Below are 22,837 nucleotides of genomic sequence, written 5' to 3' on the forward strand. Positions count from 1 at the left end.
AGGTTAAAAAACACGATTCAAGCCATTTTGAGCGGCCACCCGATACGCTTCTGCCATGGTGGGATAATTGAAAGTAGTATTAACGAAATACTTTAGCGTATTGGCGTCGCCCTTCTGTTGCATAATCGCTTGGCCGATATGCAGAATCTCAGATGCCTGATCACCAAAACAGTGAATCCCGAGTATTTCCAGGGTGTCCTGGTGGAAAAGTATTTTAAGCATCCCCACGGTATCACCGGTGATCTGTGCTCGGGCAGTATCTTTGAAAAAAGCTTTGCCTACTTCGTAGGGTATTTTTGCTTCGGTTAACTCACGCTCATTCGGGCCAAACGAGCTAATTTCAGGGATGGTATAAATCCCGGTGGGTACATCACTGACAAAGCGATACTCTTTATCGAGCAGCTCGTTGCATGAATTAAGGCCTTGATCGTAGGCGGCACTCGCCAAACTTGGCCAACCGATAACATCGCCTGCTGCATAAATATGGGGCACCTCGGTACGGTAGTGCTCATCAACACTGAGCTGGCCCCGGCCATTGGCATTCAAGCCAATGTTCTCAAGCCCAAGGCTATCGGTATTACCCGTACGTCCGTTGGCCCATAAAAAAGCATCCGCGCGGATTTTCTTGCCTGACTTGAGGCGCACTATGACGCCCGATTCATCGCCCTCAACACTCTCATACTCTTCATTATGGCGGACCAATACACCGTGCTTACGCAGGTGATAGGAGAGCGCATCGCTGATTTCATCATCCAAAAACGATAGCAGGCTGTCTCGGTTATTGATGAGATCAACCTTGACGCCTAATCCCGAAAAAATCGACGCGTATTCACAGCCAATGACCCCTGCCCCGAAAATCACTAGTGTGCGTGGCGTATGCGAAAGGCTTAAAATGGTGTCGGAGCAGTAAATACGCGGATGGCGGAAATTAATATTCGCCGGGCGATAGGGACGCGAACCGGTGGCAATGACAATTTTCTTGGCCACCAACTCTTCCATGCCTTCCTGGCGGTCACGAACCACCAGCGTGTGCTCATCCTTAAAACGAGCGACGCCATGAAACAGGTCGATACGATTACGCGCATAAAACGTAGTGCGCATCTCGACCTGCTTGTCGATGGTGCCTCTTGAGCGCTCCATCACTTTCGGGAAAGAAAACCAGCGCGGCTCACCGATATCGCGGAACATACGGTTAGTGTTGAACGCCATGATCTGTTTGACCTGATGGCGCAACGCTTTGGAGGGAATAGTACCCCAGTGAGTACAGTTACCACCTACCTGCGCCTGCTTCTCAATAATCGCCACTCGCTTGCCATGCTTTGCAGCGTTGATGGCAGCACTTTCACCCGCAGGGCCCGTACCGATCACCACGACATCGTAATTATGAACCGCCATGCTCTCTGCGTCTCCTTGCTATATTTGATCAATCATCGTCCCGTTGCATACAGCGCAGTTTTGCTAGCGACGTGTAGCGTCATAGCCCAAATCGGCACCACGACTCTCGTCGCTCCGGCGGCGCGCGCCACCGCGCTTGCGGTTCTCTTCTTCACACACCTCATCTTTGCCGCCGCAGATATCGCAGCCATCCTTCATACCGATTTGATTCAAACCACCGCATGAACCAGCGATCGGTTTGCGGCCCATAATGACGCCAACGGCCATCGCACCCATAATCAGCGCCATAAAACCGAATACCAGTAGCCAAATCGTCATATCAACCTCCCAGCATTACATTGCCTTGCTTTTAAATTATTAGCCTTACCTGACGACAACAGTCGTCGTGATAAGTGCCTCACGGTCATCCATCGTTAAAGTGATTATACCTTAGCAAAGCCTCTCTTATCAGCGCGGTGATAAGTCATTCCTTTCACAAGGGTTTATAAACAAACGGGGCCAGCCAAAAGGCCAGCCCCGCTTACAGCAACTATCAGCTCTAGGCAGACAGTTTAGCCACCGAAATCATCCAACAGGATATTTTCCGGCTCAACGCCCATATCAAGCAGCAGCTTGATAACTGAGGCGTTCATCATCGGCGGTCCACACATGTAGTACTCGCAATCTTCAGGCGCTGGGTGATCCTTCAAATAGTTTTCGTACAGCACGTTATGGATAAAGCCTGTCGGCCCTTCCCAGTTATCTTCCGGCTGTGGATCAGAAAGCGCCAAGTGCCACTCAAAGTTCGGGAACTCTTCGGCTAACTGATCGTACTCTTCGTTGTAGAAGGTTTCACGCCAGGAGCGCGCACCGTACCAGAAGGTGATCTTGCGTTCAGACTTCAAGCGCTTCAGCTGATCAAAGATATGACTACGCATTGGCGCCATACCCGCACCACCACCGATAAAGATCATTTCGGCGTCAGTATCGCGAGCAAAGAACTCACCGAACGGCCCCATCACTGTCACCTTGTCGCCTTCTTTAAGATTGAAGACATAGGTCGACATCAGGCCGGGCGGATGATTAGTGCCGGGAGGCGGTGTGGCGATACGGATGTTGAACTTGAGGATACCCTTCTCATCCGGGTAGTTCGCCATGGAGTAGGCGCGAATCACTTCCTCGTTGTTCTTGTGGGAAATTTTGAACATGTCAAATTTTTCCCAGTCACCCCGGTACTCCTCTTCAATATCAAAATCAGAGAATTTGACATCATAAGGGGGAGCAACGAGCTGGACGTAGCCACCGGCGCGGAAGGCAACTTCTTCGCCTTCAGGCAGTTTCAGATTCAGCTCTTTGATAAAGGTAGCAACGTTGGGATTGGCAATAACTTCACATTCCCACTTCTTCACCCCAAACACTTCTTCAGGCACTTCGACTTTCATGTCCTGCTTCACAGGTACCTGACAAGAGAGGCGCCAGCCCTCTTTCTTCTCACGCATAGTGAAGTGCGACTCTTCAGTCGGCAGAATAGAGCCACCGCCCTCTTCTACACGGCACTTACACTGGGCACAAGAACCACCGCCACCACAGGCGGAAGAGAGGAAAATACCGTTAGCAGCAAGTGTATTAAGCAGCTTGCCACCGGCCTGGGTTTTCAAAGTGTGTTCGGGGTCGCCGTTGACCTCAATGGTCACGTCCCCGCTACTCACAAGCTTGCTGCGCGCTGCCAGAATGATCGCCGTCAAGCTAATAACGATGACCGTGAACATGACAACACCGAGCAAGATGACTGTTGTATCAACCATGTCGGTTTCCTATTGCTGGAGGTTTCTATTACCCAGCGGTGTTTGCCACCGCTGGGAAAAACCGGCTCCGATTAAAGCTGAATGCCCGAGAAGGACATAAAGCCCAACGACATTAGCCCCACGGTGATGAAAGTAATGCCCAGCCCTTGAAGGCCACTCGGCACATCGCTGTACTTCAGCCTTTCACGGATACCCGCCAGGGCGGCAATGGCCAACGCCCAGCCGGTGCCTGCACCGAAGCCATAGACCACGGCCTCACCAAAGTTATAGCTACGCTCTACCATGAACAGTACGCCACCCAGGATGGCGCAGTTAACGGTAATCAGCGGCAGGAATACCCCCAGCGCGTTGTAGAGCGACGGCACGTACTTATCAAGGAACATTTCCATGATTTGTACCAACGCCGCAATGACACCGATGTAGGAGAGCAACCCAAGGAAGGAGAGATCAATGTTTTCAGCACCACTGATACCAGTCCACGTTAGCGCACCTTCTTGTAGCAAGTAGGTGAATACTAAGTTGTTAACCGGCACCGTTACGGTTAATACAACGATTACCGCGATACCCAGGCCAATCGCTGAGGAGACTTTTTTGGACACTGCCAAGAAAGTACACATCCCCAGGAAGAACGCCAGTGCCATGTTTTCAACAAACACCGAAGCAACAAAAAGACTCAGATAATGTTCCATGTTACACGGCCTCCTTGGGCTTGGTGTTTTCCTTCATTTTGAACTCATTATCTTCTACCTGTTCCGGGTTAACGGAACGCATCACCCAGATTAGTAGACCAATAATAAAGAACGCTGAAGGCGGCAATAACAGCAAGCCATTAGGAACGTACCAACCACCGTTTTGAACGGTCTGAAGGATAGTGATCCCAAAAATGCTGCCTGAACCGAGTAGCTCACGGAAGAAGCCAACCACCATAAGTACGAAACCATACCCAAGGCCGTTGCCAATACCGTCTAAAAATGACATGCCCGGCGTGTTGGACATCGCAAATCCTTCTGCACGTCCCATGACGATACAGTTAGTAATGATCAAGCCAACGAATACGGAAAGCTGCTTAGACATCTCATAGGCATACGCTTTCAAAATCTGATCTACCACGATTACCAGCGAGGCAATAATGGTCATCTGCACGATGATACGAATCGAGGAAGGAATATGATTCCTAATCAACGATACGAACAGGTTAGAAAACGACGTTACAAAAATAACCGCCAATGCCATCACCAGCGACACACTCATGCTGGTCGTTACCGCTAGTGCCGAACAAATCCCCAGGATCTGCAGCGCAATAGGGTTGTTATGGAAAATCGGCGCTGTTAAAACACCTTTTGCATTTACGTCTGCCATGATCAGGCCCCCTCAACGTCTTCGAAGTCGGTATCGGTCTCTTCGGTGTCTTCCGGCTCAGTACCGCTGCGGAATTTAGCCAAATAGGGACCGAAAGCTTCTTCGCTTAACCAGAACTGCAGCATGTTAGTCACGCCGTTACTGGTTAGCGTAGCACCAGATAGTGCGTCTACTTCGTATTCGTCGCTAGCACCGCCCTTGGTCAGGTGAATTTCCGGTGAGAGGTCGCCCTCTTCATCGTAAATTTTCTTACCTTCCCACTGAGCCTGCCAGCGAGGATTGTTTACTTCAGCACCCAGGCCTGGCGTTTCACTGTGCTCATAGTAGGTGATACTGACAATCGTATTGCCATCACCCTCTACCGCCAGGAAGCCGCGCATTAAGCCCCACAGGCCTTGACCACGAATGGGGAGTACGATCTGTTCCGGATCATCTTCGCCACCAATCAAGTATACGGTGGCGTAGTTTTCGACCCGCGATAGACCTGCGATGTCCTGGTCACCGGATAGCGTGCGACCCGACGCAGGATCACGGGCAGCTTCAAAGCTATCGTAGGTATCAGGATCAAACTCATCAGAATACTCACCGGTATCCAGGTCAACGACCCGAGCGGTGATCTCTTCGCTAAACACCTCTTCAACGTCCATACCTGGCTCGTAAAGCTTGGCAACGTTTAAGATATTGGTTTTACGGTCGAGTTCCTGATTAAGCTGCTGCATGGGACGCAACGCGACCGCCGCTGTCGAGACAATGACGGAGCACACGATACAGAGTGCAAACGCCACAATCAGGACTTTTTTGATGGAGTTGTTACCTTGTGCCATTAGGCAGTCTCCTCGGCCGGTACGCCGGTTCGCTTAACGCGACGCTTGATGTTGGCCTGGACGAAGAAATGGTCAATCAGCGGTGCAAACAGGTTAGCAAATAAGATAGCCAACATGATGCCTTCCGGGAAAGCCGGGTTCACAACGCGAATCAATACGGTCATCACACCAATCAGCGCACCAAATATCAAACGGCCTTGGTTGGTCATCGATGCTGACACCGGGTCAGTAGCCATGAACACCATACCGAAAGCAAAACCACCGATTACCAGGTGCCAGTACCACGGCATGGCAAACATCGCATTGGAGTCGGAGCCGATGAAATTAAAGAGCGTGCTGGTCGCCACCATGCCCAAAAATACGCCAAGCATGATTCGCCACGAGGCAATCCGCGTCCACAGCAGCACTGCAGCACCAATAAAGATCGCCAGCGTCGATACCTCACCCACAGAACCGGGGATGAAGCCAATGAAGGCGTCCCACCAGCTGAAAGTATCCGTTAACGCGGTCATACCCTCTTGGAACGCCAGTGATAGCGCAGTAGCACCGGTGTAACCGTCAGCGGCAACCCATACAGCGTCACCGGAAATCTGCGCGGGGTAGGCAAAATAAAGAAATGCACGGCCAGTCAGCGCGGGGTTCAAGAAGTTCTTACCCGTACCACCGAAGATCTCTTTACCGATTACCACACCAAAGGTGATACCCAGCGCAACTTGCCACAACGGAATGGTCGCGGGCAGTATCAATGCGAATAGCACTGAGGTAACGAAGAACCCTTCGTTAACTTCGTGACCACGCTTGATGGCAAACAACACTTCCCAGAAACCACCCACCACAAAGGTGACTAAGTAGATTGGCAAGAAGTAAGTCGCGCCGAGGACAAAGTTAGCCCATAAGCTGCTGGCATCATGACCTGACGCCAATGTCATCATAATCGCTTCGCGCCAGCCACCCATTGATGCGTAGCCTGCATCGATAGCCGTGTTTGCTTGCCAGCCTGCGTTCCACATACCAAAGAACATTGCTGGGAAGGTACACAGCCACACGGTGATCATGATGCGCTTCAGGTCGATACCGTCACGCACGTGGGCGGTGGTTTTAGCAACGCTTGGCGGTGAGTAAAAAATGGTATCTACCGCTTCAAAGAGCGGATAGAACTTTTCGTACTTTCCGCCTTTGTGGAAATGCGGCTCGATATTTTGGAGTGTTTGTTGAATACCCATCATCAGGCCTCTTTCTCGATCATGGTGAGATTGTCACGCAGGATGGGGCCATATTCGTATTTGCCGGGGCAAACGTACGTACACAGCGCCAGATCCTCTTCGTCCAGCTCCAAACACCCAAGCTGCATGGCAACCTCAATGTCGCCCACGATCAGCGAACGCAGTAACTGAGTTGGCATAATATCCAGCGGCATCACCGTTTCATATGAGCCAACGGGCACCATCGCGCGCTCTGAACCATTGGTTGATGTGGTGGGTGCGTAGTTACGCAAGCCTTTAATTCTGGAAAGATAGATCCCCAGGACAGAATGTCGATCTACGCCCAGTGATAGCCACCCAAGTAAGATGCGCTTATTACCTTCTTCAATCAGACTAATTTGATTGCTAAAGCGTCCCAGATAGGTAAGTTTGCCTTCCGCGGTAAAGCCAGAAAATACAGAACCAGAAATAACACGGGTGTCATCAGGTTTGATGACTTCTTCTGTCAGGAGTTCATCCGTGCTAGCGCCGATGCGGGTACGTACCAAACGAGGGTTTTCAGCACGCGGGCCACCAATGGCAACCACGCGGCTCATATCCAACTTCCCTTCGACAAAGAACTTACCGAACGCGATAACGTCCTGATAGCCGATGTGCCACACCTGTTTATGCAGGGCGACGGGAGAAAGGTAATGAATATGAGTGCCCACTAGTCCGGCTGGGTGCGGCCCGGTAAAGCTTTCGGTTTTGACACCTTCCACCTCACCGCCAGGAATTGAGGCATTTTCCCCTGTACAAAGAAAGACGTTGCCCTCGGTCAGGCGCGCTAACACCTTGAGGCCATCTTCAAATGCTTGCGGCTGCTCATTAATGATCAGTGCAGGGTCAGGGCTTAAAGGATGGGTATCTACGGCTGTTACAAAAATATCGGCCGGGGTGCTATCGATTGCCGGTGTGCGCGAGAAAGGACGCGTGCGTAGCGCCGTCCAGAGTCCCGACTCCACCAGTTGGTCAACAACGACCTGGCGTTCAAGCTGCGTTAAGGCATTACGGTCATGAGCAGCGAATTCAACCGCTTCCTCAGTCTCGTCGACTTTGATCACAACAGATAGTAAACGACGTTTTTCGCCACGGTTTATTGCAAGCACTTCACCGGCAGCGGGCGCTGTATAGCGCACACCATCAATTTTCTTGTCGGTGAAGAGCAATTGGCCTAGTTTGACCTTATCCCCTTCCTGGACTTCCATCGTCGGCTTCATGCCAACGTAGTCGGTACCCAGGATTGCCACGTGGCGCACAGGCCGCGCATCTTCAATACGCTGCTCGGGCGCTCCCGCGATGGGGAGATCCAGGCCTTTTTTGACTTCGATCATAGTCTCGCCCAGTTGTTGGATCGGATATACGAAGGTATGGGGTTCGAATGCTTATTTTCTGCTCAGCGAATTGTTGTTTTCTGCTCAGATTGTTACCAGTCCGGCCCAAGCAGCACTTGAACCACCCCGAAAAATCCATCGTATTATAAAGATAAGCGCGTCCAATGACCACATCCCTGATGATCTCCAAAAGTGCTATATACATTGGCTGAAAGAAGACATAGCGACAAAAAAACGCCACCCGAAGGTGGCGCTGCATCATTATTTCGCCTGATAGCCCCGCGGAGAGGCTAATTTAGCAATATTATTGTTTAGCTATTTAGCGCGGCAGCTTTAAGAACCGCACATTAGACATCTGTTGTAGAATACGCACGACTTGACAGCTATAGCCAAATTCGTTGTCGTACCACAGATAGACAACCGCATGATGACCGTTGGCGATAGTCGCTTTGGCATCAACAATGCCAGCATGGCGATTGCCTACAAAGTCCGACGAGACCACTTCTGCTGAGTCAACGAAGTCAATTTGCTTTTGGTAAGCAGAATCAATCGACATGCGACGCAAGTAGTCGTTTAGCGCAGCCGCATCAGTCGTTTTGTCCAGTGTCAGGTTAAGAATGGCCATAGAGACATTGGGGATCGGCACGCGAATCGCGTTACCGGTTAGCTTACCCTCAAGCTCGGGCAATGCTTTGGAGACAGCTTTAGCCGCGCCCGTCTCGGTTAACACCATGTTCAACGCCGCGCTGCGGCCACGACGGTCGCCTTTGTGGTAGTTATCAATCAGGTTTTGATCATTCGTGTAAGCATGCACGGTCTCAACATGACCGTTTACCACACCATACTCATCGTTAAGCACCTTCAACACCGGCACGATCGCATTAGTGGTACACGACGCGGCAGAGACAATAAGATCATTGTCGCCAATCGACTCGTGATTAATACCGTAAACGATATTTTTGATATCGCCTTTACCCGGCGCGGTCAGCAGCGCTTTGGCAGCACCTTTGCATTTCAAGTGCTGGCCCAGGCCCTCTTCATCGCGCCAAATACCGGTATTATCAACAATCACGGCGTTGTTGATGTCGTAGGTGGTGTAGTCAATCTCACTCGGTGAATCGGCATAGATAACCTGAATGACATTGCCATTTACGGTTAGCGTGCGCGCCTCAGCATCGACCATGATGGTGCCGTCAAAAGGTCCATGAACGGAATCGCGGCGTAGCAAACTGGCGCGTTTTTCAAGGTCTTTAGCCACATCGCCACGGCCACGAACCACAATAGCGCGCAACCGCAGCAAGTTGCCGCCACCGGCTTTCTCAACCATCACCCGGGCTAGTAACCGACCAATACGACCAAAACCATAAAGCACTACATCTTGCGGCTCACCGGTGCTGGCGCCAGGCTGATAACCATCAATAATTTCATGCAGCTCTTTGCGCAGAAAGGCTTCAACATCGCCCCCGCCCTGGCGCTTAAACATTACCCCCAACTTGCCCACATCGACATGCGCAGGGCCAAGATTTAACTCAACCATGCTTTTAAGAATCGGATAGGTATTTTCAACAGAGAGTTCGGTCCCCTCCAGTTTGCGTACAAAGCGGTGGTCTTTGAGAATACGGATGACCGACCGTTTGATGAGCGAGCGCCCGAACATGGTGGCAACAACATTATTCTGACGATAGAGCTGCCCTACCAATGGGATCATCTGCTCCGCCAAGGCTTCGTTGCCTTGCCATTCTTGAAAAACGTTTTCGAGCGCTTGCTGACTCACGTGCGGCCTCATCAGGTAGTGGAAACAGAAAGTGGAAACGGGGTCGTAAACCAATAATTTAGTTTATTATCCGGGGCAAGCGCAGTCGTCGCAATGAAAGGATAGTCGCACAACATGTAGGGGTATTACAGAAACGCCAATCTCACTACAAAACTACTTTCATAACATATTAACCCACTACCTTAAGCCGCGGCACTCTAACTGAAACGGGTGATCGTGTATGATCTGTTTTCCGTTTCAGCGCAAAACGATATCTTGCTTATGACGACTTTCTCTCTGCTCACCCCCCCCCAGCCTCAAGGGACTCGCGATACGCTCTACTGGTCATCGCCACCGGGCAGCGCGACTGCCCTGGCTCTTTCACGCGTGGCCCAGCACGCCCCGCTATTGGTGATCACCCCCAATACGGCCAGTGCGCAGCGTCTGGAGCAAGACCTCTACTTTTATAGCGACGTTCCGGTACTTCCTTTCCCCGATTGGGAAACGCTGCCCTACGATAGCTTTTCACCCCATCAGGACATCGTCTCGGCGCGGCTACGCACTCTGCGCCAGCTTCAGGATGGGGTACGCGGCATTGTATTGGTGCCAATCAATACGCTGATGCAACGCTTACCACCGGTCGAATATATTGCCGGGCGGGTAATGACACTCAAAACTGGCGAGCGATTAAATCGCGAAGCGTTCCGAGAATCACTTTCGCGAGCGGGTTATCGCGCCGTGGAGACGGTGTATGAACCCGGCGAATACGCCATGCGTGGGGCATTGATCGACCTATTTGCAATGGGCATGGATGAACCGATTCGCATCGATCTGTTTGACGACGAGATTGACACGCTGCGTCACTTCGACCCCGGCAGCCAGCGCTCAACCGATAAACTTGAGTCGCTAGAGTTGCTGCCCGCCCACGAGTACTCATTGAGCCGAAGTGCCATCGCCTGCTTTCGTGAGCAGTTTGAAACCCTCTTTGATGTCGATCCGCGCCAGTGCCCCCTCTATAACGATGCATTAAAGGGCATTCCTTCACCGGGTCTGGAGCACTATCTACCGCTGTTTTTCGAGCAGACCGCTTCGCTGTTTGAACACCTGACCGACGATACCCGGGTAGCCCTACTGCCTGGCGTTTTTGATGCCGCCGAGCAGCACTGGCAATCCATTGACGCCCGCTACGTTAACCTGGGCGTCGACCCGACCAGACCACTGCTGCCTCCTCACCGAGCATTTTTCCCGGTCAGTGATGTTTTTGCGGCTATAAAAGCACGCCCGCGCATTGAGCTCACTGAGGATAGCGAACAGCGCCATGCGTATCTGCCAGAAGCAGCACCGCTGCCTACACTCTCTATCAATGCCCGCGCTAAGCAGTCGCTGGGCGAACTGACTACATTTTTGAAGTCGCATGCTAAAACCCGAGTGCTGTTTGTCGCGGAATCACGAGGCCGCCGCGAAGCGCTGGAAGAGATATTGGCGCCGCTTAAGCTCTCGCTCCCGCATACCGATAGCTTTCACGACTTTCTCGCCAGTGATCACACCTATGCCATTACCGAAGGCTTGGTGGACAGCGGCCTGTGGCTGAACAACCCAAGCGTTGCGGTGATCAGTGAAACAGAGCTGTTTGGCGATGTGGTACGTCAAAGCCGTCGGCGCGAAAAAGCCACCGATGATAACGAGCTAGCGGTTCGTCACTTGTCAGAGCTGCGCGAAGGCGCGCCGGTGGTTCACCAAGCCCATGGCGTTGGGCGCTATTTAGGTCTGGAAACGCTGGAGGCCGGCGGTCAGGCCAATGAGTTTTTAGCACTCTCCTACGCCGATGGCGCTAAACTTTATGTGCCCGTCGACAGCCTGCACATGATTTCACGCTACAGCGGTGCCGGTGACGAACTGGCGCCGCTGCATAAATTGGGTTCCGATCAGTGGGAAAAAGCCCGCCGCAAAGCCGCTGAGAAGATTCGTGACACTGCCGCCGAACTTTTGGATGTTTACGCTCGCAGGGAAGCTCAACAGGGCGTGGTCTACGAAGCGCCAGGCGAGGAGTATGTGCGTTTTGCGAGCAACTTCCCATTCGAAGAAACGCCCGACCAGCATGCGGCCATTGAAGCGGTAATCAGCGACATGACGTCGCCGCAGCCCATGGATCGCGTGGTATGTGGTGACGTAGGCTTCGGCAAAACTGAAGTGGCCATGCGCGCGGCATTTATCGCCGTGCAATCAGGTCGCCAAGTAGTGGTCCTGGTGCCTACCACGCTGCTGGCGCGCCAGCATTTCGAGAATTTCCGCGACCGTTTTGCCGACACCGCCGTCAATATTGGCTTGATCTCTCGCTTCACCAGCGGCAAAGAGGTTACCCAAACATTAGAGAGTGTTAAAAACGGCCAAACCGATATCGTGATTGGCACCCATAAACTGCTCTCTAAAAGCGTTGAGCTACCCAAAATGGGACTCCTTATCATTGATGAGGAGCACCGCTTTGGGGTAGCGCAAAAAGAGAAACTCAAAACGCTGCGCGCTGAAGTCGATATTTTGACCCTGACCGCGACGCCTATTCCGCGCACGCTAAATATGGCCATGAGCGGTATCCGCGATTTGTCGATTATCGCTACGCCGCCCGCACGGCGCCTGTCGGTCAAAACGTTTGTTCAGCAACATGATGCCAGTATCATTAAAGAAGCCCTACTGCGCGAGATACTGCGTGGCGGGCAGGTGTATGTGCTGCATAACGAAGTCAAAACCATCGAAAACAGTGCCGAAAAAATTCGTGAGCTGATTCCTGAAGCGCGGGTGGCAGTTGCCCACGGCCAGCTCCCCGAGCGTAGCCTGGAACGTATAATGTCGGACTTCTACCACCGGCGCTTTAACGTGCTGGTGTGTTCGACCATTATTGAAACCGGCATTGATGTGCCCAGCGCCAACACCATTATTATCGAACGTGCCGATAAATTTGGCTTGGCGCAGCTGCACCAACTGCGGGGTCGGGTCGGGCGCAGCCACCATCAGGCGTACGCTTACCTATTAACGCCACCGCCTAAAGCGATGACCCGTGATGCCATCAAGCGCCTGGAAGCGATTAGCGCTTCGGATGATCTAGGTGCAGGCTTTACCCTGGCCAGCCACGATATGGAAATCCGTGGCGCGGGTGAACTGCTGGGGGATGAACAGAGCGGACAGATGGAAACCATCGGCTACACGCTCTATATGGAAATGCTGGATCGAGCGGTCAAAGCCATTCGTGCAGGCAAAACACCCAATATCGACGCGCCCTTCAATACCGGCGTGGAAATCAACCTCAACCTGCCCGCGCTGATTCCAAGTGATTATATTCATGATGTTCAGCAGCGCTTGGTGATGTACAAGCGGATTGCCAACACCCAGAGCGATAGCGAACTTACAGAATTACAGGTTGAGCTAATTGACCGCTTTGGCTTGCTGCCCAATCCATTGAAAAACCTGATTCGCCAGACCAAGCTGCGCCACCGTGCCGAGCAATTAGGCATCAGCAAAATCGAGGCTGGCGAGAGCCGCGGTAGAGTACTGTTTGATAGCAGCACCCAGGTGGATCCCTTAACCCTGGTGACCCTCATTCAGACGTCACCAAAGCACTTCCGTTTAGATGGCTCTGACACCTTACGATTTGAATTATCAATGGAAAACGTCGACCAACGCTTTCAACAGCTTGAAAACCTACTTAGTACGCTTAATCAAAAAGTAGCGGCAGCGTGACGCTTGGGGCAAACTTGCCAGTAGCCATGCCCTAGTTAACCCACCTTGTGGATTAACATCAGTGACCCAACGACGCGCATCAGCAGTAAATTAACATATTAGGAATGACCATGAACATTCGCGACACCTTTACCCTCTGGGGCCCCACCAGCTTGGCAGTACTACTAGCCGCGAGCTTGGCGAGCCCTGCTTTTGCGCAATCGGCTGACGAGCAAACAGAAAACCCAGTACAAGAACAGTCAGAAGAGCCGACCCAAAAGCAAGCACAGGAAATCAGCATCGATGCTGTGGACAGCGCCGCTCAGGTTGCTGACCAGGACGAGCTGCCCCGTGGCCACTTCCGCCTACCTGAAAAAGGCGATGTCATCGGGGAGCGCTACACCGTCGTTGTCGAAGACCCCAAGCAGACGCTGATCGATATCGCCCGACGCCACAACATTGGCTATGAAGAGATGCGTATGGCCAACCCGGATGTCAGTCTCTGGGTACCCGGCGCAGGTACCGAGGTGGTGATCCCCGCTCAGTACATTCTGCCACCCGCGCCGCGGGAAGGCGTTGTCATTAACCTGTCAGAGCTTCGCCTCTACTACTACCCTGCAGACAAGCCCGGCATTGTCGAAACTTACCCGGTCAGCGTAGGGCGTGAAGAGTTCGCCACTCCCGTGGGCATTACTCGCACCACGGTTAAGGTTAAAGACCCCGCTTGGGCACCGCCATCGTCCATGCGTCGCGAAGCAGCTGAACGAGGTGAGCCGGCACCGTCGGTAGTTCCACCCGGCCCACAGAACCCGCTTGGCGAGCATGCGATTCTACTCGCCATGCCGAGCTACCTGATTCATGGCACCAACCGCCCTGATGGCGTCGGTATGCGCGTCAGCCGGGGCTGTATTCGCATGTACCCGGAAGATATCAAATCGCTCTATGAGCGCTTACCCAGCGGCACTCAGGTCAACCTAATGGATGCACCGTTTAAAGCGGGCTTTGCAGCCGATGGCACCTTGTTTGTCCAGTCTTTCCCGCAGCTGGAAGAGAACGTAGAAGGCTTTGAGCCACTGCTTAATGCCCTTGAACGCGTAACAGCGCTAACTACTGATAGGGACGTTGAAATAGACGCGGATCAGATTCAGCGCGCCGTAGAAGCTCCTGACGGCCAATTTATCGCCCTATATGGCCCTCAGGCTCCCGAGCCAGAACCGGAGCCTGTTGAGCTGATTGACGAGCTTAAGCTCAGCGCCGCCACTGACCCCGATAAAGACGCGTGACCAACCACCTGGCAACAAAAAACCCCGCCAAGGCGGGGTTTTTTGCGTAGCTAGTATCAAAAACTGCTGTTCTGACGCCTCTGCTTACGGCGCCTTGCTTACTACAGAATATTAATTAACTAACTACAGCTTTCATCCAGCAGCTGCTGAGAGAGCCTAGTGACACCCTCGGCAGCCCAAGCAGAATTACTTCTGCATGGAACGCTGGAACATGCGGTTCATTTCTTCACGGTTCTGCTCAGACATCTGCAGAGCAGCCTGCGCATCGCGCTGGGCTTGGTTTGCAGTGTTCATAGCCTGTGAAGCCATGCTGCGTGCTTCTGCAGCGTCAGCTTGTGCAGATTCTGCAGTCATGCGAACTTCTTCCAGCGCGCTGGTAGAAGCACAACCTGCAAGAATTGCCAGAGAAGCGGCAGCAGCAGTCATCTTCAGAGTAGTTTTCAAAGTCATAATGTTCTCCTTGAGTCGTCCTTGGGTACTACATTAAGGGTATGACAAAAATAAGGCTACGCATTTTACTAACGTACTTAGCTTAAATTTGTCTACCTGCGGTGCAGGTTCTTTACAGTGACTTGTTTTGCGATGCTCGCAAGTCAAACGCTGTTTTATAATAGACTACAGCGGTTGTCTATAGCCACTTGTTTAAAACCTCGAACTTCCTTCAACGGCATTAGCTTAACGGATCACTACACGGGTGCCAACACCCACTAGCGATGCCAAGCGATCAATTTGCTCGTTGGTAACGGCGACACACCCTTGAGTCCAATGATAGCGACCATGAATATCGGGGTCCGCGCTACCCAAGCCATGAATCCCAATCGCCCCACCCAGGGCAGTATTTTGCGGTGGATGACCGTTACGTCGGTAGTAGTCGAAGTAATCTTCATAATCGGTTTGGGAATAAATCCCTTTTTCAAGCGCCATGCGTGCATGGGCTGGCGTTGGGAAATCAATCCCCATAAAGGTACGCCACTGGCTTTCGTAATTAAAACGATTGATACGAAACTCACCCTTAGGAGTCACGTTATCGCCACGAACACGCTGAGTCTTCGCCCCTGCACGCCCTAGGGATATGGGTGCATAGCGCTCTACAAGCGCATTACCACGGAACACACTGAGTGTAGCCTCTTGATCATCAATCAGTACCCACAGCTCATTGCTATGGCGCGGCATATGGGCGCGCGTTAGCACTGTTTCGATAAGGTCAGAGGGAGCAGCCTGGCTAGGTGCAGTGACAGCAGCGCTAGCAACCGCTGGCAAGCTCAGCGCCATAGCTAAAAACCGACGGCGATTGATTAAAAACATGGCAGCTCTCGAAACATAGTAGCCTGTGGTTGACCAACTAAACGCATAGATTGGCTGTTATACCTTATTCCCGCATCCGCCGTTAGTAATTTCGTCATAGTACCGCTTTGGGTCGTCCCGACGCGATGATGCATTCGGCAGTGGCACATACTCATTAAACGCCCTGTAACTCTTCCATACTCGCCATCATGTGGCGTATTTCAGAATTATGCCCTTCCGCTAGCGAATCAAAGAACTCTGCTTCGGGTTCAATTCTCGAACGTGCGGCACGATGCTTATACAACGCCTGCAAACGCTCATGGGCAGTTGTGGCTGTTTTCATGGCATCTTCTATAGAGCCTGTAACGGTTTGCTCCGCAATTCGGTCCAGTTCTGGTGGCTCAGGGAATTCGCTCGACTCGTCGAACCACGTCTCCAGCACCTCAGAATGATCCATACCGTCATGGAACAAGTCTTCAAGACCCGTTTTCATCTTCAATTCACGGCTGGCGAGATAATCTAATCCCATTTTTAAGCGTTCATTGTCGGCTTTATCGGCGGCCTCGCTGTATTGACGCGCCATTCGCGCGTGAAAGCCTGCCGCCCATTCGACTAAATCTTTAACTTGGTTATAGCGCATCATGATCTCCTTTTCGTGGTGCTTACTTGACCAACGGGTAAAATCGAGCCTTTTACCACTCCAGGCTGGTTTCACGCAGAGCAGCTATTTCGCGCTTCGCCGCCTGAAGGTTATCCAGCAATTGCTGAGGCAAACTCGCTTGACTATCCACCTTAATCATAGCGGGATTATGACTAGTACGCCGCGCAACACCTTCATCGCTATGTAGGCGTTCAAGCTGGCCCGTCAGCCAATTCAACCAACTTTCCGGCTGAGCGTTTAAGTCGCGCAGGCGCTGTAGCTCTGCCAAAGCTGGGCCTTGCTGAGATAACAATACACGCCAGCGATGCTCTGGCAAGCGAGCGTGCTCAGTGACTTCACGTAAAAGCGACTCTAACGCCAGCTCAAAGAGCGCCAACGCACTCTCCTCCAGTGCCATCTGCCGCGAAGGGGCATGCTCATCCTCCCCTGCGGGTATAATGGCTAACAGCTCCGCTTGGTAGAGCAACTGATTGGTTCGCGAGCGTGCATTCACTTGCGCTTATCCTCCACGTGCCATTTACCAGCCTCAAACATGGCCTTCCAGCCAGTGGCTTTGCCCTCTTCGTCAGTCATCACAAACTGCTCTTTCGTCTTACGCGAATAACGGATTTGAGCGGGGCGACCATCGGGGTCTTCGCTAGGCGCTTTGAGAATAAAATGGTACTTCTCAGGCAGCTCTTCGGCATGCGCTTTCAGCTCTTTCACCAGCGGCGGCCGCGTTTCGCGATTTTTAGGAAATTTGCTCGCCGCCAAAAATAGGCCACTCGCGCCATCGCGCAGCACGTAATGGTCGTCCACTTTTTGACACGCCAGCTCCGGCATCGGGATTGGATCCATTTTTGGCGGTGCCACTTCGCCGCTCTTCAATAATTTGCGAGTGTTTTTACACTCGCTATTGGTGCAGCCAAAATACTTACCGAAGCGACCTGATTTCAACTGCATCTCAGCGCCACACTTATCGCACTCAATCACAGGCCCTTCATAGCCCTTAATCTTGAATTTTCCGCTCTCCACCTCATACCCATCACAATCAGGGCTGTTGCCACAAATGTGCAATTTACGCGTTTCATCAATCAGGTAGTTGTCCATCGCCGTGCCACACTTGGTGCAGCGACGCTTAGCACGCAGCGCATTAGTTTCAGCCTCTTCGCCCGCGTCTTCCGCTACCGCTTCTTCACCTGGGATCAGATCAATGGTGGTCTTGCAGCGCTCTTTTGGCGGCAAATTGTAGCCGCTACAGCCCAGGAACACGCCTGTTGAAGCGGTGCGAATTTGCATATGGCGGCCACATTTCGGGCAGTCAATATTGGTGGGCACCGGCTGATTGGGCCGCATACCATCTTCGCTCTCCGCCTTGGCTAGCTCTTCACGAAACTCGCCGTAGAAATCATCTAGCAAAGCCTGCCAGTTACGCTCGCCTTCGGCGACTTCATCAAGACTATCTTCCATGCGTGCAGTGAACGAGAAATCCATCAAATCAGGGAAGGACTCTTTCAGCCGCTCGGTCACGATATCGCCAAGCTTCTCGGCATAAAAGCGGCGGTTTTCAAGCTTCACATAGCCGCGATCCTGGATCGTAGAGATAATCGATGCATAGGTAGAAGGACGACCAATCCCCTGCTTCTCAAGCTCTTTCACCAGGCTTGCTTCGGTGTAACGCGGTGCAGGCTTGGTAAAGTGCTGCTGAGGATCGAGTGCCTCCAACCCCATCGGCGTGCCTTTAGGCAAGTCAGGCAGGCTCTGATCTTCATTTTTACCGCTGGGCTTCATCACCCGTGTATAACCATCAAATTTAAGCACGCGTCCTTTAGCACGCAGCTCATACCCATCAACCTCGACGCTAAGCGTGCTGGACAGGTACTCAGCAGGCGTCATTTGGCAAGCCACAAACTGGCGCCAGATCAGCTCGTAAAGGCGCTCTGCATCACGCTCCATGCCGGACAGGTCTGATGCTTTGCGTTCAACGCTGGAGGGACGAATCGCTTCGTGGGCTTCTTGAGCACTCTCTTTACTGCTGTAACGATTAGGCGCTTCAGGCAGATAGCGTTCGCCAAACTCTTCGCCGATATAACTGCGCACGCCTTCCACTGCATCTTTTGAAAGATTGGTGGAGTCAGTACGCATATAGGTAATATAGCCCGCTTCATACAGACGCTGGGCCATGGTCATGGTCTTCTTAACAGAAAATCCTAACCGGCCACTCGCGGCCTGCTGTAGCGTAGAGGTAATAAAGGGCGCTGTCGGCTTGGAACTGGTGGGCTTGTCTTCCCGCGAAGTAATCGCAAGTTTGGCTTTTCTAAGCTGCTCAATACGCGCCAGGGTGTCTCTTTCAGAGGTAGGCTTAAAGGCTTTGCCATCCTGACGAACCAGGGCAAAACGCACCAGCTCACCTTCGGGAGAAGCCAAATCCGCGTGCACATCCCAAAACTCTTCAGGAATAAAGGCACGAATTTCGCGCTCGCGCTCAACAATTAGACGCACCGCGACGGACTGTACACGGCCAGCCGAAAGCCCACGCGCCACTTTAGCCCACAGCAAAGGTGAAAGCATAAAGCCCACCACGCGATCCAGGAAACGCCTAGCTTGCTGTGCTTCCACCCGAGGGATATTTAGCGCGCCCGGCGCTTTGAACGCGTCCTGAATGGCATTTTTGGTGATTTCATTAAACACCACGCGCTTATAGCGGCTGTCGTCTCCACCGATAGTCTCACGCAGGTGCCAGGCAATGGCTTCCCCTTCGCGATCCAAATCCGTTGCGAGATAGACAGCGTCAGCTTTCTCAGCCAGCTTCTTTAGCTCGGCAACGACTTTCTCTTTTCCGGGCAGCACCTCATAGCGGGCTTCCCAGCCGTTGTTAGGGTCAATCCCCATCCGCCGAATTAGCTGATCTTGGCTCTTACGCTTCTTATATTCCACCTTCTCTTCCGCCGACATCTTGCGTGTCGCTGCGGCCTGGCGTGCGCGCTCCTTAGGGTCGGAGGCTGCCTTACCTGAGCCGCTGGTCGGCAGGTCACGAATGTGACCCACGCTCGACTTCACGATGAAATCGTTGCCGAGATATTTGTTAATCGTCTTCGCTTTAGCTGGCGACTCGACGATGACCAGTGACTTGCCCATAGTGCTCCACTTTCCTAATGCACGGGCTGTCTAGCACGTGCTCTAAATTCGGTGCCGTATCGCCGGGATGAAACAGCCCATTAACAAAGATACGGATGAAAAAATGCGCCTACCCTACCCCAGCCCTTGGCTAAGCGCCAGTAGCAACCAAGCCGTAGGAAGAATCCGTAGATTTCAGACAAAGAGTAGCTAGACACTAGACTGCCACTGGCATTACGGCAACCCAAAAGGCACACAGACAAACAAAGCGCCCCCACCATATAGGCGGGGGCGCTGTGAGCTAACATACTGTTTTAGCGTTTGTCAGATGGCTTATTACCTTCGTTAACGCTGTCAGATTTCACTGTTGACTTGGTGCTTTCCTCATCGGCTGCAGAGGGTTTAGTGGCTTTTCCCTCTGCTTTGTCAGGCGCAGCCGAGGGCTCAACAGAAGTTAGCTTAGCTGCTTTTGGCTTAGCTTCTTCTGCATTAGCTTTTGCCTGACTAGCTCCTTCCGATTTAACAGCTTTACCAACCACGCCAGTCGTAGCCGTTTGTGACTTTGTAGATGTTTTCGCCTTTGCCTTGGCAGCGTTAGGAGTAGCAGGTGCTTCCTTTTTGCTAGGCCGCGCCTGATCAAAAAGCGCCTTTATCTGAACAAAGCGATTTGCAGCATGCTCCGAAAGCTCGCCACTGGCGGCAAACACGTGCTCAAGATGGCTAATATAACCATCGATATCGTCGTTGCTATTACCCTTGAGCAAAATAGGCAGTGCATTCAGCGCTTGCTCACGATCCAGCTTCAAGATAAAGAACTGCTCGCGCACTAGGCGTTTAAATTCACTCAGCTCTATGCCTGGCTCAAGCTCGGCACGGGAGGCGCGTAACCGCTTAAAGTTACGCTCATCCGTGGCTGGAGCACCGCCGAGCACGTAGATCAGCGAGCGCATCACCGCTTCGTGCGCACCGCCGTGGGTAATCTTCTCGCGCAGCGCTTCCTGACGCTGCTCCATGAAGCGGTGGTGCTCGGGCTCAGCCCCAGGGCGGCGGCGATGCACATGGGCATCGCCATAAAGGCCTACGGCGGCCTGCAACAGCGGCTGGCCATAAATATCCATAAACATTTTTTCGGTGCTACTATCGCGTAAGTCGCGCACCGCATTGAGGCTTGCAACCAACTGGTCAGAGCCCATGGTTTCAAGTGCTTTAAACAGATTATCTTGAGACACAGGGTGACGATTTTTACGCACCGCTTCTGCCATTACCGGTAACGGCACGGAAAGCGGGTTACGGTCGGAAAGCAGTTTGTAGCCCAGCCGGATCGGGTGCATACGACGAATAAAGCGGGCAGCTTCCGGCGTCATAATAGCTTTTAGCCAGGGCTGCATAAAAATCCGATACAGCCCCAAATTAATTTCTGATATACGCGCCACGGTGGCAAAGCGACGATCATCCTCAGGCTTGTGCATCACTGCCTGATCTAACTCTTCAAAGTTACGCGGCATAAATTCGAGCAGATAATCACGCTCGAACAGCTCGGCATCTTCGCCCTTTTCCGCCGGGGATATGGAGGTTTCGTACAGCCCAGGCGGGAGTACGTCGATGTAATCCATATTGGCAGTGAATTCGGTATGCTCTTTGCGCGACACGCTACCCGAAACAAATATACCTAGGTGGCCGGTAGTATCATGCTGGCAATAGACGATAGTTTGCTCGTTGGCGATGATGTCATCTGTGTTTTCATATAAATCACGAATCCAGCCCAACGCTTGCGGCGGCGGGGTAATATCGTCCCCACGAGAACAGAACACCACGATCGGTGAGCGCACATTCCGTAGGTCGATTCGGCGCCCATCACGAGTCACCAACTGCGCGGTAGAAAGTCGATTGCCCACAAACAGATTATCGACAATATATTGAATTTCTTCACCGCCCAACAGGACGTGACCGCCCCACCAGCGTTCAAAGTCGAGGTATCGGCCCGCTTCTGTATCGATGTTATCGTAAAGGTGATACTGTTTTTTCCAGTACGTATTAGCCGGGTTGAGGCGCTCAAAATTCTGCACCAACCACGCCCCGTCAAACAGGCCATTGCCAATGTCGCTAGTGAGTGCCGTAATCCAACTACCCCCGGTCATACCGCCCGTATAACGCATTGGGGCTTTACCATGCTCGCCCGCCCAATAAGAAAGCGGCGCACCGGCAATAAGGATCGGCCCAAACACATCTGGCTCTAGTGCGGCCGCCATCATGATTTGCCAGCCTGCTTGGCAATTGCCCACCACCATTGGCTTTTCGGTGGTTTCGGGGTGAAGCTCAATTACATGGCGTAGAAATGCAATTTCTGAATCAACTACGTCCTCGACGGTTTGACCCGGCTCAGGAAATGGTAAAAAACCAATAAAGTAGCAGGGATGCCCCGCTTTTAGCGCCACCCCCAACTCGCTGTCTGGCTTAAAGCCACCTATCCCTGGCCCATGCCCCGCTCGCGGGTCGATCACTACAAAAGGACGTTTTTGTAGGTCAGTTTCAGTCCCTTCATGGGGCAGTACGCGCAACAGTTCATAGTTAGTTGGCCGCGGTAGCGTCCGCCCATCCAGCAGCACTTCGGTATCAAACCCCAACACACTGGGCTTGGTTTGCTCCATATGTTCAAGGTACTGATTACCACGCTCGCGCATAACGTCCAGGTACAAAACGCCACGCTCCATGCTATCGCGCCAGTAACCGAAGGCCGCCCGTCCAAACCCAAATGGGTCGAATAAGGAAGCGATCGGTTCACTACTTGGCAACGCTGTGGAACCATTTTGTTGCTTTAGCCAGGCGTCAGTAAAAGCGCTGGTGGTTAGCAAAGGATTGGCGAGAAAGTTCATAGGTTCTCCCATGGGGTTGATGCGCCGGCATCAAACCGGGCAGCAATGAGGATGCTGCAATGCAATATAGTTTAGGCCACTACATGCGCGACGTCGATCTTTACCCCTAATATTTACGACCAAGGGGCGACATAACGCTCTTTCAGCAGCGCCAAAGATTCAGTGTTAGCATGCGTTGCGCTGGCGATAAAGCCTGTATTGGGCATTAGTCCTAGCGACATTAAAGAGTGTTCACTACG

At 52.4% G+C, this 22,837-nt stretch carries 17 protein-coding genes; 2 read left to right on the forward strand and 15 right to left on the reverse strand.

Going from position 1 to position 22,837, the window contains the following annotated elements; all coding sequences use genetic code 11:
- Window positions 1-3 precede the first annotated feature (3 nt).
- The 9 genes from sthA to ACXUPB_RS12500 all read right to left on the reverse strand — a co-directional run bounded on the left by sthA (window position 4) and on the right by ACXUPB_RS12500 (window position 9,711).
- Window positions 4-1,395 (reverse strand): Si-specific NAD(P)(+) transhydrogenase, encoded by a 1,392-nt coding sequence (sthA, locus tag ACXUPB_RS12460; protein ID WP_472952680.1) that lies wholly within the window; start codon window positions 1,393-1,395, stop codon window positions 4-6.
- A 63-nt stretch (window positions 1,396-1,458) separates the two neighbouring features.
- Complete coding sequence (gene nqrM / locus ACXUPB_RS12465) at window positions 1,459-1,713, reverse strand: (Na+)-NQR maturation NqrM (protein ID WP_179915915.1); 255 nt, start codon at window positions 1,711-1,713, stop codon at window positions 1,459-1,461.
- A 233-nt stretch (window positions 1,714-1,946) separates the two neighbouring features.
- Complete coding sequence (nqrF, locus tag ACXUPB_RS12470) at window positions 1,947-3,179, reverse strand: NADH:ubiquinone reductase (Na(+)-transporting) subunit F (RefSeq protein WP_035557287.1); 1,233 nt, start codon at window positions 3,177-3,179, stop codon at window positions 1,947-1,949.
- Window positions 3,180-3,250: 71 nt separating this feature from the next.
- On the reverse strand, window positions 3,251-3,868 hold the full coding sequence (gene nqrE, locus ACXUPB_RS12475) for an NADH:ubiquinone reductase (Na(+)-transporting) subunit E (RefSeq protein WP_008956590.1): 618 nt from the start codon (window positions 3,866-3,868) through the stop codon (window positions 3,251-3,253).
- Between the two features lies 1 nt (window position 3,869).
- Window positions 3,870-4,538, reverse strand: coding sequence for an NADH:ubiquinone reductase (Na(+)-transporting) subunit D (locus ACXUPB_RS12480; protein ID WP_472952683.1), 669 nt, complete (start codon window positions 4,536-4,538; stop codon window positions 3,870-3,872).
- 2 nt (window positions 4,539-4,540) lie between these two features.
- Window positions 4,541-5,362: a Na(+)-translocating NADH-quinone reductase subunit C gene (locus ACXUPB_RS12485; RefSeq protein WP_472952685.1), complete on the reverse strand. Its 822-nt coding sequence runs from the start codon at window positions 5,360-5,362 to the stop codon at window positions 4,541-4,543.
- Entirely contained in the window at window positions 5,362-6,588 is a 1,227-nt protein-coding gene (locus ACXUPB_RS12490) for an NADH:ubiquinone reductase (Na(+)-transporting) subunit B (RefSeq protein ID WP_179915914.1), read from the reverse strand. Before ACXUPB_RS12490 ends, ACXUPB_RS12485 begins: the two co-directional genes overlap by 1 nt.
- Window positions 6,588-7,937, reverse strand: a complete 1,350-nt coding sequence (locus tag ACXUPB_RS12495) for a Na(+)-translocating NADH-quinone reductase subunit A (RefSeq protein WP_179915913.1) — start codon at window positions 7,935-7,937, stop codon at window positions 6,588-6,590. The genes ACXUPB_RS12490 and ACXUPB_RS12495 overlap by 1 nt, the downstream gene beginning before the upstream one ends.
- Before the next feature lie 319 nt (window positions 7,938-8,256).
- Window positions 8,257-9,711, reverse strand: a complete 1,455-nt coding sequence (locus ACXUPB_RS12500) for a glyceraldehyde-3-phosphate dehydrogenase (protein ID WP_179915912.1) — start codon at window positions 9,709-9,711, stop codon at window positions 8,257-8,259.
- Between the two features lie 261 nt (window positions 9,712-9,972).
- On the opposite strand from ACXUPB_RS12500, the gene mfd reads away from it, so the two are divergent.
- Together mfd and ACXUPB_RS12510 are read left to right on the forward strand one after the other, a co-directional pair.
- Window positions 9,973-13,422, forward strand: a complete 3,450-nt coding sequence (gene mfd, locus ACXUPB_RS12505) for a transcription-repair coupling factor (protein WP_472952687.1) — start codon at window positions 9,973-9,975, stop codon at window positions 13,420-13,422.
- 110 nt (window positions 13,423-13,532) lie between these two features.
- Window positions 13,533-14,684, forward strand: coding sequence for a L,D-transpeptidase family protein (locus tag ACXUPB_RS12510; RefSeq protein ID WP_472952689.1), 1,152 nt, complete (start codon window positions 13,533-13,535; stop codon window positions 14,682-14,684).
- Between the two features lie 186 nt (window positions 14,685-14,870).
- Here the strand turns inward: ACXUPB_RS12510 and ACXUPB_RS12515 are convergent, their stop codons facing one another.
- The 6 genes from ACXUPB_RS12515 to ACXUPB_RS12540 all read right to left on the reverse strand — a co-directional run bounded on the left by ACXUPB_RS12515 (window position 14,871) and on the right by ACXUPB_RS12540 (window position 22,598).
- Window positions 14,871-15,134 carry an Lpp/OprI family alanine-zipper lipoprotein gene (locus tag ACXUPB_RS12515; protein ID WP_022523170.1) on the reverse strand — a complete coding sequence of 88 codons (264 nt, stop codon included), beginning with the start codon at window positions 15,132-15,134 and terminating at the stop codon, window positions 14,871-14,873.
- A 225-nt stretch (window positions 15,135-15,359) separates the two neighbouring features.
- Window positions 15,360-15,989: a L,D-transpeptidase family protein gene (locus ACXUPB_RS12520; protein ID WP_035557261.1), complete on the reverse strand. Its 630-nt coding sequence runs from the start codon at window positions 15,987-15,989 to the stop codon at window positions 15,360-15,362.
- Window positions 15,990-16,143: 154 nt separating this feature from the next.
- Window positions 16,144-16,608, reverse strand: a complete 465-nt coding sequence (locus tag ACXUPB_RS12525) for a ferritin family protein (protein WP_472956750.1) — start codon at window positions 16,606-16,608, stop codon at window positions 16,144-16,146.
- 52 nt (window positions 16,609-16,660) lie between these two features.
- Window positions 16,661-17,122 (reverse strand): DUF6586 family protein, encoded by a 462-nt coding sequence (locus ACXUPB_RS12530; protein ID WP_472952691.1) that lies wholly within the window; start codon window positions 17,120-17,122, stop codon window positions 16,661-16,663.
- Complete coding sequence (gene topA / locus ACXUPB_RS12535) at window positions 17,119-19,746, reverse strand: type I DNA topoisomerase (protein ID WP_035557252.1); 2,628 nt, start codon at window positions 19,744-19,746, stop codon at window positions 17,119-17,121. Before topA ends, ACXUPB_RS12530 begins: the two co-directional genes overlap by 4 nt.
- Window positions 19,747-20,039: 293 nt before the next feature.
- Window positions 20,040-22,598, reverse strand: coding sequence for a DUF3141 domain-containing protein (locus ACXUPB_RS12540; protein ID WP_472952693.1), 2,559 nt, complete (start codon window positions 22,596-22,598; stop codon window positions 20,040-20,042).
- Window positions 22,599-22,837: the final 239 nt, after the last annotated feature.

The sequence above is a fragment of the Vreelandella sp. DA03-1M genome, assembly GCF_055725665.1.

What these genes read in the sequence shown, in the direction of transcription:
- sthA (WP_472952680.1), bottom strand. Translation starts at nt 1,395, where the DNA reads ATGGCGGTTCATAATTACGATGTCGTGGTGATCGGTACGGGCCCTGCG.
- nqrM (WP_179915915.1), bottom strand. Translation starts at nt 1,713, where the DNA reads ATGACGATTTGGCTACTGGTATTCGGTTTTATGGCGCTGATTATGGGT.
- nqrF (WP_035557287.1), bottom strand. Translation starts at nt 3,179, where the DNA reads ATGGTTGATACAACAGTCATCTTGCTCGGTGTTGTCATGTTCACGGTC.
- nqrE (WP_008956590.1), bottom strand. Translation starts at nt 3,868, where the DNA reads ATGGAACATTATCTGAGTCTTTTTGTTGCTTCGGTGTTTGTTGAAAAC.
- ACXUPB_RS12480 (WP_472952683.1), bottom strand. Translation starts at nt 4,538, where the DNA reads ATGGCAGACGTAAATGCAAAAGGTGTTTTAACAGCGCCGATTTTCCAT.
- ACXUPB_RS12485 (WP_472952685.1), bottom strand. Translation starts at nt 5,362, where the DNA reads ATGGCACAAGGTAACAACTCCATCAAAAAAGTCCTGATTGTGGCGTTT.
- ACXUPB_RS12490 (WP_179915914.1), bottom strand. Translation starts at nt 6,588, where the DNA reads ATGATGGGTATTCAACAAACACTCCAAAATATCGAGCCGCATTTCCAC.
- ACXUPB_RS12495 (WP_179915913.1), bottom strand. Translation starts at nt 7,937, where the DNA reads ATGATCGAAGTCAAAAAAGGCCTGGATCTCCCCATCGCGGGAGCGCCC.
- mfd (WP_472952687.1), top strand. Translation starts at nt 9,973, where the DNA reads ATGACGACTTTCTCTCTGCTCACCCCCCCCCAGCCTCAAGGGACTCGC.
- ACXUPB_RS12510 (WP_472952689.1), top strand. Translation starts at nt 13,533, where the DNA reads ATGAACATTCGCGACACCTTTACCCTCTGGGGCCCCACCAGCTTGGCA.
- ACXUPB_RS12515 (WP_022523170.1), bottom strand. Translation starts at nt 15,134, where the DNA reads ATGACTTTGAAAACTACTCTGAAGATGACTGCTGCTGCCGCTTCTCTG.
- ACXUPB_RS12520 (WP_035557261.1), bottom strand. Translation starts at nt 15,989, where the DNA reads ATGTTTTTAATCAATCGCCGTCGGTTTTTAGCTATGGCGCTGAGCTTG.
- ACXUPB_RS12525 (WP_472956750.1), bottom strand. Translation starts at nt 16,608, where the DNA reads ATGCGCTATAACCAAGTTAAAGATTTAGTCGAATGGGCGGCAGGCTTT.
- topA (WP_035557252.1), bottom strand. Translation starts at nt 19,746, where the DNA reads ATGGGCAAGTCACTGGTCATCGTCGAGTCGCCAGCTAAAGCGAAGACG.
- ACXUPB_RS12540 (WP_472952693.1), bottom strand. Translation starts at nt 22,598, where the DNA reads ATGAACTTTCTCGCCAATCCTTTGCTAACCACCAGCGCTTTTACTGAC.